15 protein-coding genes are annotated in these 14,580 nt (G+C 61.0%); 3 read left to right on the forward strand and 12 right to left on the reverse strand.

Annotation, left to right across the window (positions count from 1 at the left end; all coding sequences use genetic code 11):
- The 3 genes from DBP26_RS14575 to DBP26_RS14585 all read right to left on the reverse strand — a co-directional run bounded on the left by DBP26_RS14575 (position 1) and on the right by DBP26_RS14585 (position 1,756).
- A complete protein-coding gene (locus tag DBP26_RS14575; RefSeq protein WP_146749672.1) occupies positions 1-615 on the reverse strand; it encodes a hypothetical protein in 615 nt (204 codons plus the stop codon).
- A gap of 36 nt (positions 616-651) precedes the next feature.
- Entirely contained in the window at positions 652-915 is a 264-nt protein-coding gene (locus DBP26_RS14580; RefSeq protein ID WP_108238402.1) for a DUF1652 domain-containing protein, read from the reverse strand.
- A gap of 364 nt (positions 916-1,279) precedes the next feature.
- Positions 1,280-1,756, reverse strand: coding sequence for a GNAT family N-acetyltransferase (locus tag DBP26_RS14585; protein WP_108238403.1), 477 nt, complete (start codon positions 1,754-1,756; stop codon positions 1,280-1,282).
- Positions 1,757-1,907: 151 nt separating this feature from the next.
- On the opposite strand from DBP26_RS14585, the gene DBP26_RS26870 reads away from it, so the two are divergent.
- Positions 1,908-2,111, forward strand: coding sequence for a hypothetical protein (locus tag DBP26_RS26870; protein ID WP_146749671.1), 204 nt, complete (start codon positions 1,908-1,910; stop codon positions 2,109-2,111).
- A 34-nt stretch (positions 2,112-2,145) separates the two neighbouring features.
- Positions 2,146-3,075 carry a hypothetical protein gene (locus DBP26_RS14590; RefSeq protein ID WP_108238404.1) on the forward strand — a complete coding sequence of 310 codons (930 nt, stop codon included), beginning with the start codon at positions 2,146-2,148 and terminating at the stop codon, positions 3,073-3,075.
- Positions 3,076-3,345: 270 nt separating this feature from the next.
- Here the strand turns inward: DBP26_RS14590 and dctM are convergent, their stop codons facing one another.
- From dctM to DBP26_RS14630, 8 genes are all read right to left on the reverse strand, one after another.
- A complete protein-coding gene (dctM, locus tag DBP26_RS14595; protein WP_108238405.1) occupies positions 3,346-4,629 on the reverse strand; it encodes a C4-dicarboxylate TRAP transporter large permease protein DctM in 1,284 nt (427 codons plus the stop codon).
- Entirely contained in the window at positions 4,629-5,261 is a 633-nt protein-coding gene (locus tag DBP26_RS14600) for a TRAP transporter small permease (RefSeq protein ID WP_108238406.1), read from the reverse strand. Before DBP26_RS14600 ends, dctM begins: the two co-directional genes overlap by 1 nt.
- A gap of 100 nt (positions 5,262-5,361) precedes the next feature.
- The gene (locus DBP26_RS14605; RefSeq protein WP_108238407.1) at positions 5,362-6,357 is read right to left on the reverse strand and encodes a TRAP transporter substrate-binding protein; all 996 of its coding nucleotides are present in this window, start codon (positions 6,355-6,357) and stop codon (positions 5,362-5,364) included.
- A gap of 299 nt (positions 6,358-6,656) precedes the next feature.
- Positions 6,657-7,487: a CoA ester lyase gene (locus DBP26_RS14610; RefSeq protein ID WP_108238408.1), complete on the reverse strand. Its 831-nt coding sequence runs from the start codon at positions 7,485-7,487 to the stop codon at positions 6,657-6,659.
- 167 nt (positions 7,488-7,654) lie between these two features.
- Positions 7,655-8,854, reverse strand: a complete 1,200-nt coding sequence (locus DBP26_RS14615; protein WP_108238409.1) for a CaiB/BaiF CoA-transferase family protein — start codon at positions 8,852-8,854, stop codon at positions 7,655-7,657.
- A gap of 139 nt (positions 8,855-8,993) precedes the next feature.
- Positions 8,994-10,358 (reverse strand): MmgE/PrpD family protein, encoded by a 1,365-nt coding sequence (locus DBP26_RS14620; RefSeq protein WP_108238410.1) that lies wholly within the window; start codon positions 10,356-10,358, stop codon positions 8,994-8,996.
- Positions 10,359-10,368: 10 nt separating this feature from the next.
- A complete protein-coding gene (locus DBP26_RS14625) occupies positions 10,369-11,532 on the reverse strand; it encodes an acyl-CoA dehydrogenase family protein (RefSeq protein WP_108238411.1) in 1,164 nt (387 codons plus the stop codon).
- An 88-nt stretch (positions 11,533-11,620) separates the two neighbouring features.
- A complete protein-coding gene (locus DBP26_RS14630; protein ID WP_108238412.1) occupies positions 11,621-12,460 on the reverse strand; it encodes a MaoC family dehydratase N-terminal domain-containing protein in 840 nt (279 codons plus the stop codon).
- Positions 12,461-12,587: 127 nt separating this feature from the next.
- On the opposite strand from DBP26_RS14630, the gene DBP26_RS14635 reads away from it, so the two are divergent.
- A complete protein-coding gene (locus DBP26_RS14635; RefSeq protein ID WP_108238413.1) occupies positions 12,588-13,475 on the forward strand; it encodes a LysR family transcriptional regulator in 888 nt (295 codons plus the stop codon).
- Positions 13,476-13,607: 132 nt separating this feature from the next.
- Here DBP26_RS14635 and DBP26_RS14640 read toward each other — a convergent pair whose 3' ends face one another.
- A complete protein-coding gene (locus tag DBP26_RS14640; RefSeq protein WP_108238414.1) occupies positions 13,608-14,444 on the reverse strand; it encodes an AraC family transcriptional regulator in 837 nt (278 codons plus the stop codon).
- Between the last annotated feature and the right edge of the window lie 136 nt (positions 14,445-14,580).

Raw genomic sequence — 14,580 nt, forward strand, 5'->3', positions numbered from 1 at the left:
TCAGGGCCCCGCCCGGCCCGCAGGCAGGTTCGCGTGCGCATCGGCGTGCAAATCGGCTGACCGAAGAATCAGCGCATGGCTCAACGGTGGATGCTCCTCTTGCGAGGCATCGCTGGTCGGGGCGAAATCCTCAAGCGTGCGTTCGACCTGGTCACCGTAACGCAAACCATCGATTTTCGGCGCCGTGTCCAATACTGGATCGGTCGGCAACAGACGCTGGCGCTCAAGGGCTGTCATGGGGGGCTGGAAGGTGGCATTTTTCGCTTCCAGGCGCTGCAACATGAGCACGATGGCCGCCACGGACATCACCACCACTGCCAGCAGCAGGCCAAGCCCCAACATGACTTTTTGCCTGCGAAGCAAATGCGTGTGGACGTTTTTTTGAATATTCCCGTGAGTACCTTCGGCCTGGTGGTCGACCATGCGCATTCCTCGAACTGAGTTCGGCGATCGGTCGCCGGTTGCGCCGTTAAGATAAAAAATAATGCTGCGCTTTGGAAGCAGGACTTTCGCCTGCACACTCACCACACGTAGCTTTATCCAGAGATCAGTGCCGGGGAATATGACAGGTGAAGAAGGTTTAGATAAAAAACGCCCATGTCGGGATGACCACATGGGCGTATTTGTTATGCAGCAGTGGTTATAAAACTATCAACTGGCCAGCGCCTGTCGATCATTCGATTGCCCTGAGGACACTTCTGCGCGTAATTCGGAAATAAGCTCACAAAGGGCCCGACTGGTATCCAGTCTGTCCAGACGGATGCCGCTGGCAAACAGCTCCACGCGCTCAGTCAAGGGGTCGATGACCTCGACGGTCATCGTGTTATCCATGATCGTGCAATGGCAACGGTGAGGCAGAAAGCCGCTTTCAATAATGCCACGCAGCTCCAGGTTTGAAAGGGTATAAGCAAGCATTGACGACATCCTCCTTGGGCGGAAGCTAATTCCAAAAAAGCAGCAACCGCCCGTCTTTTATTAGGAACTTCCATGGATAAAGACATTTTATCCCGATTCGTCAGATGAACCTCTGTCGTTTGGCGAATACACAACTTATACGCCTCGCCCTTTTTTGGGGCAACCCAATGCGGTTACATCCATTTGTTATTGATAAATGACGGGCCGTTATTGATAAAACGTTTCATCAATATGTTGTAAAAGGAAAAAACGCGATGGATGTGAGATATGCAATGACGGGCGGGGTAAAAGGGCCGATGACCGGCAGAGTTGTAGAGCGCCCACTCGTCGGCCAGATGCAAGTCGGCCGACGAGTGGACGAGCATCAGGCGTGGGGAAGGCGCAGGTGGATCAATGCCACCCGATTTCCTCGCTTGTCGAGACGTTCCTCAATGGCGAAAGGTTTGAAACCCAACTTGGGATAAAAGAGCAGCCCGGGGACGTTATGGTTGAAACATGACGCCGTTAGCTCTTTCGCCTCATGCTTGCCGAAGGCCAGCTCCATCATGCAACCGAGCATGTAACGGCCTACCCCTTTCGAGCGGGCATGCGGCGCAATGATGACGTTGCCCATCGAGCAGCGACCGCGGAAATCGTAGCGCGAGAAATTGGCAAACCCCACGACCTCGCCGTTCAGCTCGATCACCGTGTTGTCCGAACGTTGCTCGATGGCGTCCTTCAGCTGCGCCGGCGTCAGCGGGAATGCCGCTTTAGGAAACATATAAAAGAGCTCATCCACACTCTGTGGCATGTCGCACACGGCCGGTATGTCTTTTTCTTCTAGGGGACGATGTTGAAACATGAGAATTACCTCTCGAAGAGACGGGCCTGAGCCGAGACTATAGGCCATGAGCTGGCACCCTGGCATCGCCCGTACGGTTCTAAAGCGTATTTTTGCTTCAACCAGCGCTGAGCGCTGAATGGTTGCCGCACGCATCTGACCGCGGGGTGACATGATCATTGCATTTGACGCTAACGAAACGCTGCAACTTGCTGACCTCACTGAACTTATCTCGACCGGGCAGAACGCATGTGGAACTACACCACGTCATGCAATTTGCATGGAGGCCGCCCAGGCGTTTTTCCTCAACTCCCTGTTTTTAAACGCATTTATAAAACAGCCTACGCTGGCACACGCACTGCAATGTCTTGCCTGAAGCAAAAACCATTATTTGCACGGAGCATGACCCCATGAACGTCTCACCTGATGCCTATCCTGCCGCTGTCGAAGAAACCTCCAATGCCTCGGGTGTGTCCTGGGGTGCCATTTTCGCCGGAGCCGCCGGTGCGGCTGCGCTGTCCATGATTCTTGTCTTGCTCGGGTCGGGCCTTGGCTTCTCGGCCATGTCCCCATGGGCCAATGAAGGTGCCAGCGCCAAGACGCTGGGAATTTCCACCGTGGTGTGGCTGGCACTGACGCAGATCCTTGCCTCCGGACTGGGCGGCTACCTGGCCGGTCGTCTGCGCGTGAAGTGGTCCAACCTGCACGGCGACGAGGTTTATTTCCGTGATACGGCGCATGGCTTCCTTTCGTGGGCGATCGCAACGCTGGTGGCGGCGGTGTTGATCGTCGGCTCCGTCAGCGGGTTGGTCGGCAGCGGTGTGAAAGCTGGCGCCAGTGCGGTAGCAGGTGTTGCAGGCACCGCAGCCGTTGCAGCGGGCAGTGCCGCAGGGAATACCTCAAGCGAGCAATACGGCTACTTCGTCGATTCGCTGTTCCGTGACGACCGTCCCGCCGCCGTCAGCGATGATGCCGCGCGTGGTGTGGTGGTACGTATCTTCGCCAAGACATTGGCCAACGACGGGCAGTTGGCGCCTGAAGATCGCGCTTATCTCGCGCAACTGGTCGCTCAGCGTACCAATCTGAGCCAAGCCGACGCAGAGGCCCGTGTCGATCAGGTCTACGGCCAGGCCAAGCAAGCGGTCGCCGACGCAAAACTCAAAGCTCAACAGGCTGCCGACACTGCTGCCAAAGTGGCCTCGGCGACCGCGCTGTGGACCTTTGTCGCTCTGCTCTGCGGCGCCTTCGTGGCCAGTCTGGCCGCACTCTGGGGCGGCCGTCGCCGTGACGCCGTGACCTACGTCGAAACTCGCGCCTACACCACTTCTACCGTCCGTTGATCAAGGAGAAACATCATGCGTTCCCTACTGCTGTGGTTTCTGGGTGTACCGATTCCGGTAATTATCCTGATCGCCCTGTTTATGCACTGATCGCTTCATAGACAATCCGCGCATCGCCCTTGAGCTACACAGGGCCTGCGCGGATTTTTCATGCCCGCCTTATGGCTCGCGCGCTTTCCTGGGCCTACCCCTCGCCCCCCTACCCTCCATGAAAAAAGCCCTCGAAGACTGACGTCAACGAGGGCCAAAGGCACTGCGCTCACAGTTCGGTCAAGGCATTCCCAGCCAATTGGGCAATGCCAGAGAAATGAACGGTACGTACGTCACCAGGATCAAGAACAACAGCAGGATCGACAGCCATGGCAAGGCTGCGCGAATCGTTTGCCCCAGCGTCAACCCCGTCACCGCGGAGGTGACGAACAGGTTCAGGCCCACCGGTGGGTGCACCAGGCCGATCTCCATGTTCACCACCATGACAATCCCCAGGTGAATCGGATCGATGCCCAGCTTGGTGGCGATCGGGAAGAAAATCGGCGCCAGAATCAACACGATGGCCGAGGGCTCCATGAAGCTGCCGGCGACCAACAGCACCACGTTGACCATGATCAGGAAGCCGATGGGCGTCAGGCCCTCGGAGATGACCCAGTTGGTGATCTGTTGTGGGATCTGCTCGGTGGTCAGCACGTGGGCGAACAACATTGCGTTGGCAATGATGAACATCAGCATGATCGACAACCGGCCCGATTCCAGCAGCACCTTTGGGCAGTCGCGCAAGCGCATGTCTTTGTAGACGAACAAGGCGATGAAGGCGGAGTAGACGGCCGCGACCGCGGCGGCCTCGGTGGGCGTGAACATGCCGCTGTAAATGCCGCCCAGAATGATCACCAGCAACAACAGCCCCCAGAAAGCGCGGCGAGCCGTGGTCAGCCACTCACGGAACGAGACACGCGGCTGGGCTGGCAGCTTTTTGACCCGCGCCACGATGTAAATGACGACCATCAGGATCACGCCCAGCAGGATGCCAGGGACCACACCGGCGATGAACAGCTTGCCGACCGACGTCTCGGTCGCCGCCGAATAGACCACCATCACGATCGAAGGTGGGATCAGAATTCCCAGCGTACCGGCGTTACAGATGATCCCGGCGCCGAATTCCCGGGGATAGCCCGAGCGCACCATGCCCGCAACTGCAATCGAGCCCACGGCTGCCACGGTAGCGGGAGAGGACCCGGAGAGCGCGGCGAACAGCATGCAGGCCAACACCGCGGCGATCGCCAGGCCACCGCGAATGTGGCCGACACAGGCGTTGGCGAAGTCGATCAAACGCTGGGCCACGCCGCCCGTGGTCATGAACGCACCGGACAGCAGGAAAAACGGGATCGCCAGAAAGGTGTAGCTGTCGGACGTCTCGAACAGCTTGATCGCCAGCGAGCTCAAGGAGTCCTGGCTGAACAGCAGGATCGACACAGCACCGGACAGGCCCAGCGAAATCGCGATAGGCACACCCAGGAACATGAAAACGAAGAGCAAGAGAAACAGACAAAGCACGGTCATCAGTGTTGCTCCCCGTCAGGATTGGCCAGTTTGCTGGCTTCTGCGGCCTCGTCGGCCAGCCCCAGGCCGGTCTGACGATGGGTCCAGATGCGATGGAGGATTTCCAGATAGCGAGCGATGACCAGCGCAAAGCCGATCGGCACGATGAGGGTGATGTAAGCGATCTTGATGCCGTAACGGTCAAGGTCTTCGGCCCCGATTCCGGCGACGAACAGTGCCGAAACCCATTTGTAGCTGGCGACTAGGAACAGCCCGGCGTACGCCAGGCAGCAGGCGCAAGCGAGCAAGGCGAGCATCCGCTGAACAGGTTTGCTGGTTTTCTTCACCAGCGCATCGACCCCCAGGTGCCCCGCCGTGCGCACGCCGTAGGAAATCCCGAAGAAGATCAGCCAGCCGAACAGCGCCTTGGTCAGGGCCACGCTCCAGGTCATGCCTTGGGCATAGCCCATCAGGTGATCGCCAATCCCTGCAAAAAAGTCGCTGCTGACCGCCCATTGGTCGCTGAGGGTGTAGAACAGTGTGTAAATGTTATTCAGCGCCACGTAAACAAACGTCACCAGCGTCATGGCCGCCAGCAGGAAGGCGATGAAGCCCTCCTCCAGGTGCTCCCAGAGTCGCGTCAGCGATTGCATAAGAATTCTCCGAACGTCGAGAGAGTGGCCACCGCCCAGGAAGGGCGAGGTGGCCACGCAGACATCACGGCCCGTTTCGATCAGGCCGAACCGGGGGTGATCAAGGCGCCTTGTTGGCGTCGTCTGCCGCCTTGATCAGGTCGGCACCGATCTCTTCGGAGAACTTGTCCCAGACCGGCTTCATGACTTCCCGCCACTTGGCCCGTTGTTCCGGGGTCAGCGTCACGATTTCGCTGGTTTTCGCATCGATGATTTTCTGCTTGGCGGTCTGGTTCAGGGCTTCGGCCTGTTTGTTCACCTCGACGGTGACCTGATCCATGATCTTCTGCAGTTCGTCGCGAACGTCCGCAGGCAGGCCATTCCAGAACTTGGAATTGGTGATCACCATGTAGTCGATCAGCCCATGGTTGGACTCGGTGAAGAACGGCTGCACTTCGTTGACTTTCTGGCTTTCATAGTTAGACCAGGTGTTCTCGGTGCCGTTGACGGTACCGGTCTGCAGGCCTTGGTAGACCTCGGCGAAGCTCATCTTGCGGGGGTTGGCGTGCAGCGCGACGAACTGCGCTTCCAGCACACTGGAAGCCTGCACCCGGAACTTCAGGCCGCGGGCATCTTTGGGTTCGACCAGTTTCTTGTTCGCCGACAGCTGCTTCAGGCCGTTGTGCCAGTAAGCCAATCCGTGAATGCCTTTGTCATCCATCGAAGTCAGCAGCGCCTTGCCCTGCGGGCCTTGCTGGAAGCGGTCGACAGCAGCCAGATCGTTGAACAGGAACGGCAAGTCGAAAAGTTGGACTTTCTTGGTGTACTGCTCGAATTTGGCCAGCGAAGGCGCAAGCATCTGCACGTCGCCGAGCAACAGCGCTTCCATTTCCTTGCCGTCACCGAACAGTGAAGAGTTCGGATAGACCTCGACCTTGACCTTGTCTTTCAAAGCGGGATCGGCGGCAACGAGTTTCTGGAACATCAAAGCGCCTTGGCCCTTTGGCGTATTTTCCGCCACGACGTGGGCAAACTTGATCACGACAGGGTCTGCGTAAGCCATGCCGGCCACGGACACTGCGGCGGCGCAGAAAAGCGCCTTGGTCAGCTTCAACATCGATATCACCTTTTTATTGTTGTAGAGGAATCGGTTCTGCGAGAGCGTTGTGCCATCTCACGATGCCCAACGAAGCGTGTTTCGAGAATCAGCTTTTCTATAAACCAGCGTTCGGCAATGCTGAACGCTGCCAGTGGACCCACTGCCTTCCCACCCCCGGGCCAGAGCTGACGTCACCCGAAAACTAGCAGACCCACTGGAAAGTGCCACTCCATGAAAGCCTCCGCTGCTCCACCGCGACGGGATGAGCCCGCAATCCACGCGGCGAGGAGCCTCCGCGCGTCCAGGGCCGCCTGCCTTTAACGCGGATCGCTGCCCAACGCCAACAGCCGCTGCGCACGCAGCAGCACCGGCGCATCGACCATCTGGCCATCCAGTTGAAAAGCCCCGGCCCCCTTGGCCGCCACGCTGGCGTCGACCACACGCCTGGCCCACGCCAAATCCATTGCACTGGGCGCCAGGGCGGCGTGAATCACCGGCACCTGTGCCGGGTGGATGCACAGTGCGCCGCCATAACCCATGTCATAGGCGTGCCGGATCGCACGGTGCAGACCTTCGGGGTCGCCAATAGCCGGATGCACGCCGTCGAGCGGGGGAGCGAGGTCGGCACCTCGAGAATGCAACTGCACGGCCATCCGCGCCTGGTCGAGAAACAGCCGGGCCGCTTCGGTGCCGCTGTTCAGGTTCAGGTCCAGGGCCAGGTCGAGCCCGCCGAACGACAGCCGCTGGACCCCCGGCGCATGGGCGATCTGCTCCAGTGCCAACAGGCCTTTGGCGCTTTCAATGATGGGCAACACGGGCTTGCCGGTGGCATGCACCGCGACGACGTGCGCAGCGCTCTCCACTTTAGGCAGCAGCACGCCGGCAACGCCTGCCTGCTGCGTACAGAACGCCAGATCGGCCAGATGCTCGGCATGCTCCGGCGCGTTCACTCTGACCCATACCGAGGCGTGGGGAGTGTCCTGTAAAAACGCGCCAAGGTTATCCCGGGCCTGACGCTTGAGCGGTTCTTCGACCGCGTCTTCGAAATCGACGATCACCGCATCGGCGCCGGCACCCAGCGCTTTGGCGAAGCGTTCAGGCCGACTGCCGGGCACGAACAGTGCGGAGCGGACAATGGATGGGGGCATGGTTCATACCTCGTTAATAAGTCATGCGCACAACGTAAGGACGCATCGTCTGTAGGAGCGCGCTTGCCCGCGATGCAGCGTGTCAAATACGGCGATGTTGGCTGTATCGACGCCATCGTCGGAGTGCCGCCCAGTTCCAGCGCACGCTACGGTGCGGGTGTGAGCCTTCAAACCACCCCGGCGTCACTCATTCGCGCCTGCTCTTCCGCGCTGAACCCCAGTTCGCCGAGAATGCTCGCCGTGTGCTGGCCCAGGTTGGGCACCCCGTCCATGCGCGGTGTGAAGGCGCCATTGCGCCCTGGCGGCAGCAGCGAAGGCAGCGGCCCCGCGGGACTGTCCACCGTGCGCCAGCGGTCCCGAGCCTGGAGTTGCGGGTGTTCCCAGACACCTTGCATGTCGTTGACCCGCGCACTGGCGATCTGCGCGTCTTCCAGGCGCCCCACCACTTCGTCGAGGCTCAGCGAGGCAAAACCGTCCACGATGATCTGACGCAGCGCCTCGCGGTTTTCCGAACGTTTGAAGTTGGCGGAAAACCGCTCGTCGGTGGCCAATGCTTTGTCCAACAGCACTTTTTCGCAGAACAGCGCCCATTCCCGCTCGTTTTGCAGGCCGAGCATGATGGTTCCCCCTCCACCGGTCGGAAAGGGACCGTAAGGGTAGATCGTCGAATGCGAGGCCCCGGCCCGCGGCGGTTGGGGTGCGCCTTTGTAGGCGTAGTACATCGGGTAGCCCATCCACTCCACCAGACTCTCCAGCATGCTGACGTCGATGCGGCTGCCCTCGCCCGTCTTGTCGCGCAACAGCAACGCCGAAAGGATCCCGGTGTAGGCGTACATACCCGCCGCAATGTCGGCGATCGAACAGCCGGCCTTGGCCATTTCCTCGTCACCCGGTCCGCCGGTCACCGAGAGAAAACCGCCCTCGCTCTGAATCAACAGGTCATAGGCTTTCTTCTTTTCATACGGGCCGCCCTCGCCGTAGCCGGAGATGTCGCAGACGATCAGACGGGGGAAGCGCGCGTGCAATGCGCCGAACGACAGCCCCATGCGCGCCGCGGCACCCGGTGCCAGGTTCTGCACCAGCACATCGGCCTGGCCCAACAACGCTTCGAGGATGTCGCCAGCGGCGTCCTGTTTGAGGTCCAACGTCAGGCTTTCCTTGGAGCGGTTGGTCCACACGAAATGCGAGGCGAGCCCGTCGACGCGCTGGTCATAGCCGCGCGCGAAGTCGCCGACGCCGGGACGCTCCACCTTAATGACGCGCGCGCCGAGATCGGCCAACTGTCGCGTACAGAACGGCGCGGCGATGGCGTGTTCCAGGCTGATGACGGTGATGCCGTCCAGAGGACGGGGGGGTTGTTGAGTCATGCTATTAACCTCTTCTCATGATCGTTCCCACGCTCCGCGTGGGCATGTATCCCATGACGCTCTGCGTCATCGCCGTGGACGCGGAGCGTCCGAGGGAGGCGTTACCACGCGGAGCGTGGGAACGATCACGTATGTGCTATCAGATCAAATCCGCCAGATCCCGCGCATCGCGCAGCTGCCAGACCCGCTCGATCAGTGCCCTGCCCTGCTCTGCCGTGCGTGCGCCCGAGAACGCCAGCAGGCGCTGGACTTTGTCCTCCAGCTCAGGCCGGGACAGGGTGTTGCCCGGATCGCCCTTCGGGTCATCGATCGCGGCGGTCAGCGTGCGGCCGTCGGTGGTGGTGACAATGACCCGGCCCAACCAGCGGGCGGGGTACGCGCCATCGACTTCCGGGTCCAGCTCCATCGTGACCTTCTCGCGGAATGCGGCCACCGCAGCGTCGGTCAGCGCCAGGTCGCGAAACTCGATGAGTTGCGCACTGCCGTGCACCGCGATCAAGCCCAATACGGCGCCCATGGAGAATTTTGCCTGGTGGACGGTTTGCGGCACGTCGACCCGGCCCAGCACGTCGATGGCGCCTTGATGGACGCGGGTAATGACCCGAGCGATCTGCTCGTGCCGCAGGCCTTCGCGCTGCATCAGGTGCAACAGCGCATCCGCTGCCGGGTGGGTATGACGGCAGGACGCATGGAACTTGAAGGAGGTCTCGACCAGCGCCCAACGCGAGCCCAGACGGTCGGACAGTTTCGAGGGGTCGCTGTCGCTCGACATGCCCGCCGCCATGCCTTGATCGCCTTCCAGAATGTTGCGCGCACCGGTCAGGCCGTCAGCGGTCAGGTACGCCGAGAGCACTCCGTCGGCAGCGGCCTTGGCCGTGTGCAGCTGTTTGGAATCGGCCGCATCGCGCAGGAACTCCCAAAGCCCCGCCGCCTGGGTGCCGGCCGTTCCGAGCAGATTGATGAACTGCTCCTGATTGAAATTCAGCAATTTCCCGACCGCCACGGCCGCAGCCAGGGTGCCCACCGTCGCCGTGGTATGGAAGATGCGGTAATGCGAACGCCCCAAGAATTCGCCGATACGAATGCCAGCCTCGTAACCGGCCACTGACGCCAGCAGGAAGTCCTGGCCGGATTTGCCCAACTCCTGCGCGGCTGCCAGCGCTGCAGAGAACACCACGGTCGCCGGGTGCAGCACTGAGCTGTTGTGCAAGTCATCCTGCTCGACCAGATGCGAGGCTGCGCCGTTGACCAATGCAGCGAAATACGCAGTGGTGCCGCGGCCATTGACCAGCACCTTTGCCTTTCCACTGGCCGGGCCCATGCGCTCGGCATAGCGTTCGAAGATCGGAATGGGCCGCGCGCCCTTGCTGGCCAGCGCCGAACCGACCCAGTCCAGAAACAGGTCTTCGGTGCGGTCCAGCACGGGCCCGGGAATCTGCTCGTAATGCAGCTCGGCGAGAAAGCTCGCCAATACCTGGGTGTGGCTTGCCTGGGTATGACTCATCTGGATGTCCTCAGAAGCTGCGTGGCAGCTCGAGCAAATGCTCGGCAACGTAGGAAAGGATCAGGTTGGTGGAGATTGGCGCGACCTGATACAGACGGGTTTCGCGGAACTTGCGCTCGACGTCGTATTCGTTGGCAAAGCCAAAACCGCCGTGGGTCTGCAAGCAGGCGTTTGCTGCTTCCCACGATGCTTTCGCCGCAAGGTATTTGGCCATGTTCGCCGCCGCACCGGCGTTCTTGCCGCTGTCGTATTCCTCGCAGGCGCGCCAGCGCATCAGGTCAGCCGCTTCAATTTCGATATGGGCTTCGGCAATCGGAAACTGAACGCCCTGGTTCTGGCCAATCGGACGGCCAAACACCACGCGATCGCGGGCGTAAGCAGCAGATTTTTCGGTGAACCAGCGGCCATCGCCAATGCACTCGGCGGCGATCAGCGTGCGCTCGGCGTTCAAGCCGTCGAGGATGTACTTGAAGCCCTTGCCCTCTTCACCGATCAGGCTGTCAGCAGGCAGTTCGAGGTTGTCGAAGAACAGCTCGTTGGTTTCGTGGTTGACCATGTTGGCGATGGGCTGAACGGTCAGGCCGTTGCCGATGGCCTCGCGCAGATCGACGAGGAAGATCGACATGCCTTCGGATTTCTTCTTCACCTCGGCCAGTGGCGTGGTGCGCGCCAGCAAGATCATCAGGTCCGAATGCTGGACCCGTGAAATCCAGACTTTCTGGCCGTTGATCACATACTTGTCGCCCTGCCTGACAGCGGTGGTCTTGATCTTGGTGGTGTCGGTGCCGGTGGTCGGTTCGGTGACGCCCATCGATTGCAGGCGCAGTTCGCCGCTGGCGAGCTTTGGCAGGTAGTAGCTTTTCTGCATTTCGCTGCCGTGGCGCAGCAGAGTGAACATGTTGTACATCTGGCCATGCACAGTGCCGGAATTACCGCCGCAGGCGTTCACTTCTTCGAGGATCACCGAGGCTTCGGCCAGGCCCAGGCCCGAGCCGCCGTATTCCACAGGAATCATCGCCGACAGCCAGCCCGCGTCAGTCAGCGCTTTGACGAAGGCCTCCGGGAAGCCCTTCTCCTCATCGATCTTGCGCCAGTACTCGGCCGGGAACTCGGCGCACAGGGCGCGCACGCCTTCGCGGATGGCATTGAGGTCTTCGTTATCGTATGGACTCATGGTGTTCACTCGCGTCTGCCAAAAGCCCCGTCGCAAGTGCGGGGCTGGCCATGCCTATATAAAAGAAGAGAGTTGGGTCGAACCCGGCTCAGTCAAAAAGCACTTCGGCGCTTTGCGCGACACCGGCTTCATTGCCCGCCCACAACTGCGCTTTTCCTGGCTCGCTGATGCGGCCACCGACACGGAACGGCGTCGGCACGTTCAGCGGGCGCACGCCGCGATAGGCGAAGTGGCGCACGCGTTTGTCTGGGTTGGCGTGGATGAACGCGCGCAGGTTGAACGTCGCGATCATCGGCCCGTGAACCACTAGCCCTGGGTAACCTTCGGTTTCAGTGACGTAGGGGTAGTCGTAGTGGATGCGATGGCCGTTGAAGGTCACAGCGGAGTAGCGGAACAACAGGGTCGGCGTCGGGTGGATGGTTTCGCTCCAGTCGCCCTGCTCCGGCGCGTCGCCGCTGTTGAGCTTCGGGGGATTGGGTTCGCGGTAAACGATGTCCTGTTCTTCGCGCACGCACAGCTCGCCGTTCTGTGAGTAATCGTGACGCAGGGTGACGAACAGCAACGACCCAGTGCGGCCGTGTTTTTCTTCGATGTGCAGGATGGTCGACAGGCGATGGGCGTCAGCCCCCACTGTCAGGGGCTGAAGGAATTCGACACGGCCGCCGGCCCACATGCGGTTGCGATTGTCGGCGGGCGGTAGAAAGCCACCACGGGCAGGATGACCGTCGCCGCCCAGTTGCGACTCGAACACCGGTTCCTGGAAAAAACACCATTGCCACAGGGCAGGCAGCGCCTCGCCCGCGGCCGGCACAGGCTCGCCGAACGTGGCGGCGATGCGCTTGATCAGGTTGAGACTCAGGTGATCCTGAGCCTCTTCGGTCCGTCCGATCCAGGCACTGAAATCCACCGGCGAATCTGAATCACTCATGGGAGAGAACCTTCTGCGTTTGTTGTTATGCGCAGATGATGGGATCGAGCGGGCATTCTGTGAATTTGCATTTGCGTATACCGGCGTTCATGTATGCTGAACGCCTCTTTCGCTCGTGGACCGTCCCATGCACTTCGACCTGGCTGACTTGCGCCTCTTCATCCATATCGGCGAATCCCCGAGCCTGACCCAGGGCGCACGCCGCGCCTTTCTTTCCCCCGCGGCGGCCAGCGCCCGGATCAAGGCGCTGGAAAGCCAGCTCGACACCCGCTTGCTGTACCGCGACAGTCGCGGGGTAGAACTCACCCCTGCCGGGCAGCGGCTGCTCAAGCACGCGCGGTTGATCATGAGCCAGGTCGATTACCTCAAGAGCGAATTCACCCACTACGGCACCGACTCGGCGGGCCACATTCGCATCTTCGCCAACACCACCGCGGTGACAGAATTCTTGCCGGAAGTGCTTGCGGGTTTTCTCGCCGAACGCCCAGGGGTGACCGTCGACCTGCAAGAGCGCCTGTCGCGGGACATCGTGCGGGGTGTGCTCGACGGCAGCTCCGACATGGGCATCATCGCCGGACCGGTCGAGGCGGCGGGCCTGCAAATCCTGCATTTCAGCACCGATCGGTTGGTCCTGACCGTGCCCGAAGGGCATGAGCTGGCCAAGCAAAAACAGGTGACATTCAAGCAGACCCTGGCCTTTCAGCACATCGGCCTGCACGAAGGCAGCACATTGCTCAGCTTTCTGCGCGATCACGTCGAGCGACTGGGGCTGAACCTGTCCCTCAGGATTCAAGTGTCGAGCTTCGAAGCCATCTGCCGGATGGTGGAAGCGGGCGTGGGGATCGGGATCATCCCCGAGTCCGCCGCCACGCGCCACAGCCGGACCATGAAACTGGTGACCATCACGCTGGACGAGGCCTGGGCGGTACGGGAGAGGAGCATTCTGGTGCGCGAACTGGACGCCCTGCCGGGGGTCGTACGGGCCCTGATCAAAGTGCTGATGCCTGGTTCGTAAATAGCTCTGCCGCCGCCGACTGTAGGAGCGCGCTCGCCCGCGGCGGCGTCAGCTCGGGCACAGAAGCGGTGTCCTGCTGCACGCCGTCGCGGGCAAGCGCGCTCCTACAGATTGGGTGTCAGGTTTGATTCGTCAGGCACCGTTCAACATCCGCAACCACTTCCCGGGCGGATAGCCAAAGGTCTTCACGAAATGGCGCGTCATGTGGCTCTGGTCGGCGAAACCGGCCATGGCCGAGGCGTCGCTCAGGGACATACCGCAGGCGATCGAATGGCGCACCAGGTCCAGTCGACGCAGCGTCAGGTAGCGATAGGGGCTGGTGCCGAACAACGCACGGAAGTCCCGGGACAGGCGCCAGCGGTCGGTGTCGCTGGCCTGCTCCAGCGAATCGAGGCTGACGCCCTGCTCGAGGCTGGCCAGCAGCAGTTCGCGGGCGCGTTCGGCGGCGACGTAATCGACACGCTGGCGCCCTCTGCGCGCACCCGTGGCGTGTTGCAGGGCGATGGCGATGTCGTAGACGGCGTCGTCAAGTTCCAGCGGGTCGAGGGCGGTGTGCAGGTCACGCAACAGCGCCTGCGTGGCCTTGAACAGACGCGGGTCATTGGACACCCCGCCTTTGATGAACGGCAAGGGTTTGCCACCCAGCACCTGTTGGATCATCGCAGGTTCCAGATAGAACATCCGATACCGAAAGCCATCTTCTGTACCCGCATGCCCATCATGGGGTTCGTCGGGGTGCAGGACCATGGTCTGGCCTGGCAAGTTGTTCACCAGTTCCTTGCCGTAGCGAAAGCTCTGGACGCCTGACAGGGTATGGCCGATGGCATAGGTGTCGTGCCGGTGCATGTCGAAGCCATGGCCGTGGAAGTATGCCTCGATGCGCTCCAACTGCGGCGAGGGTTCGGCGCGCACCACCCAGTCCCGCTCCGAATGGGTCAGGTGGGCTTCACCGTTTGAGTACTTGTCCATGGCGCGGGCTCAACGTTGAAAAGGCGGCAGGCGTTCACAGATACCACTTGCGGTCGCGGTTGTGAATGCCCGTTCCCGCGCAAGCCCACGGACACTTATCGCCAGATCATCGGGGCTCTTGCATCCCATGGGAACT

It is taken from the genome of Pseudomonas sp. RIT409 (assembly GCF_003052515.2).
GTDB lineage: Bacteria > Pseudomonadota > Gammaproteobacteria > Pseudomonadales > Pseudomonadaceae > Aquipseudomonas.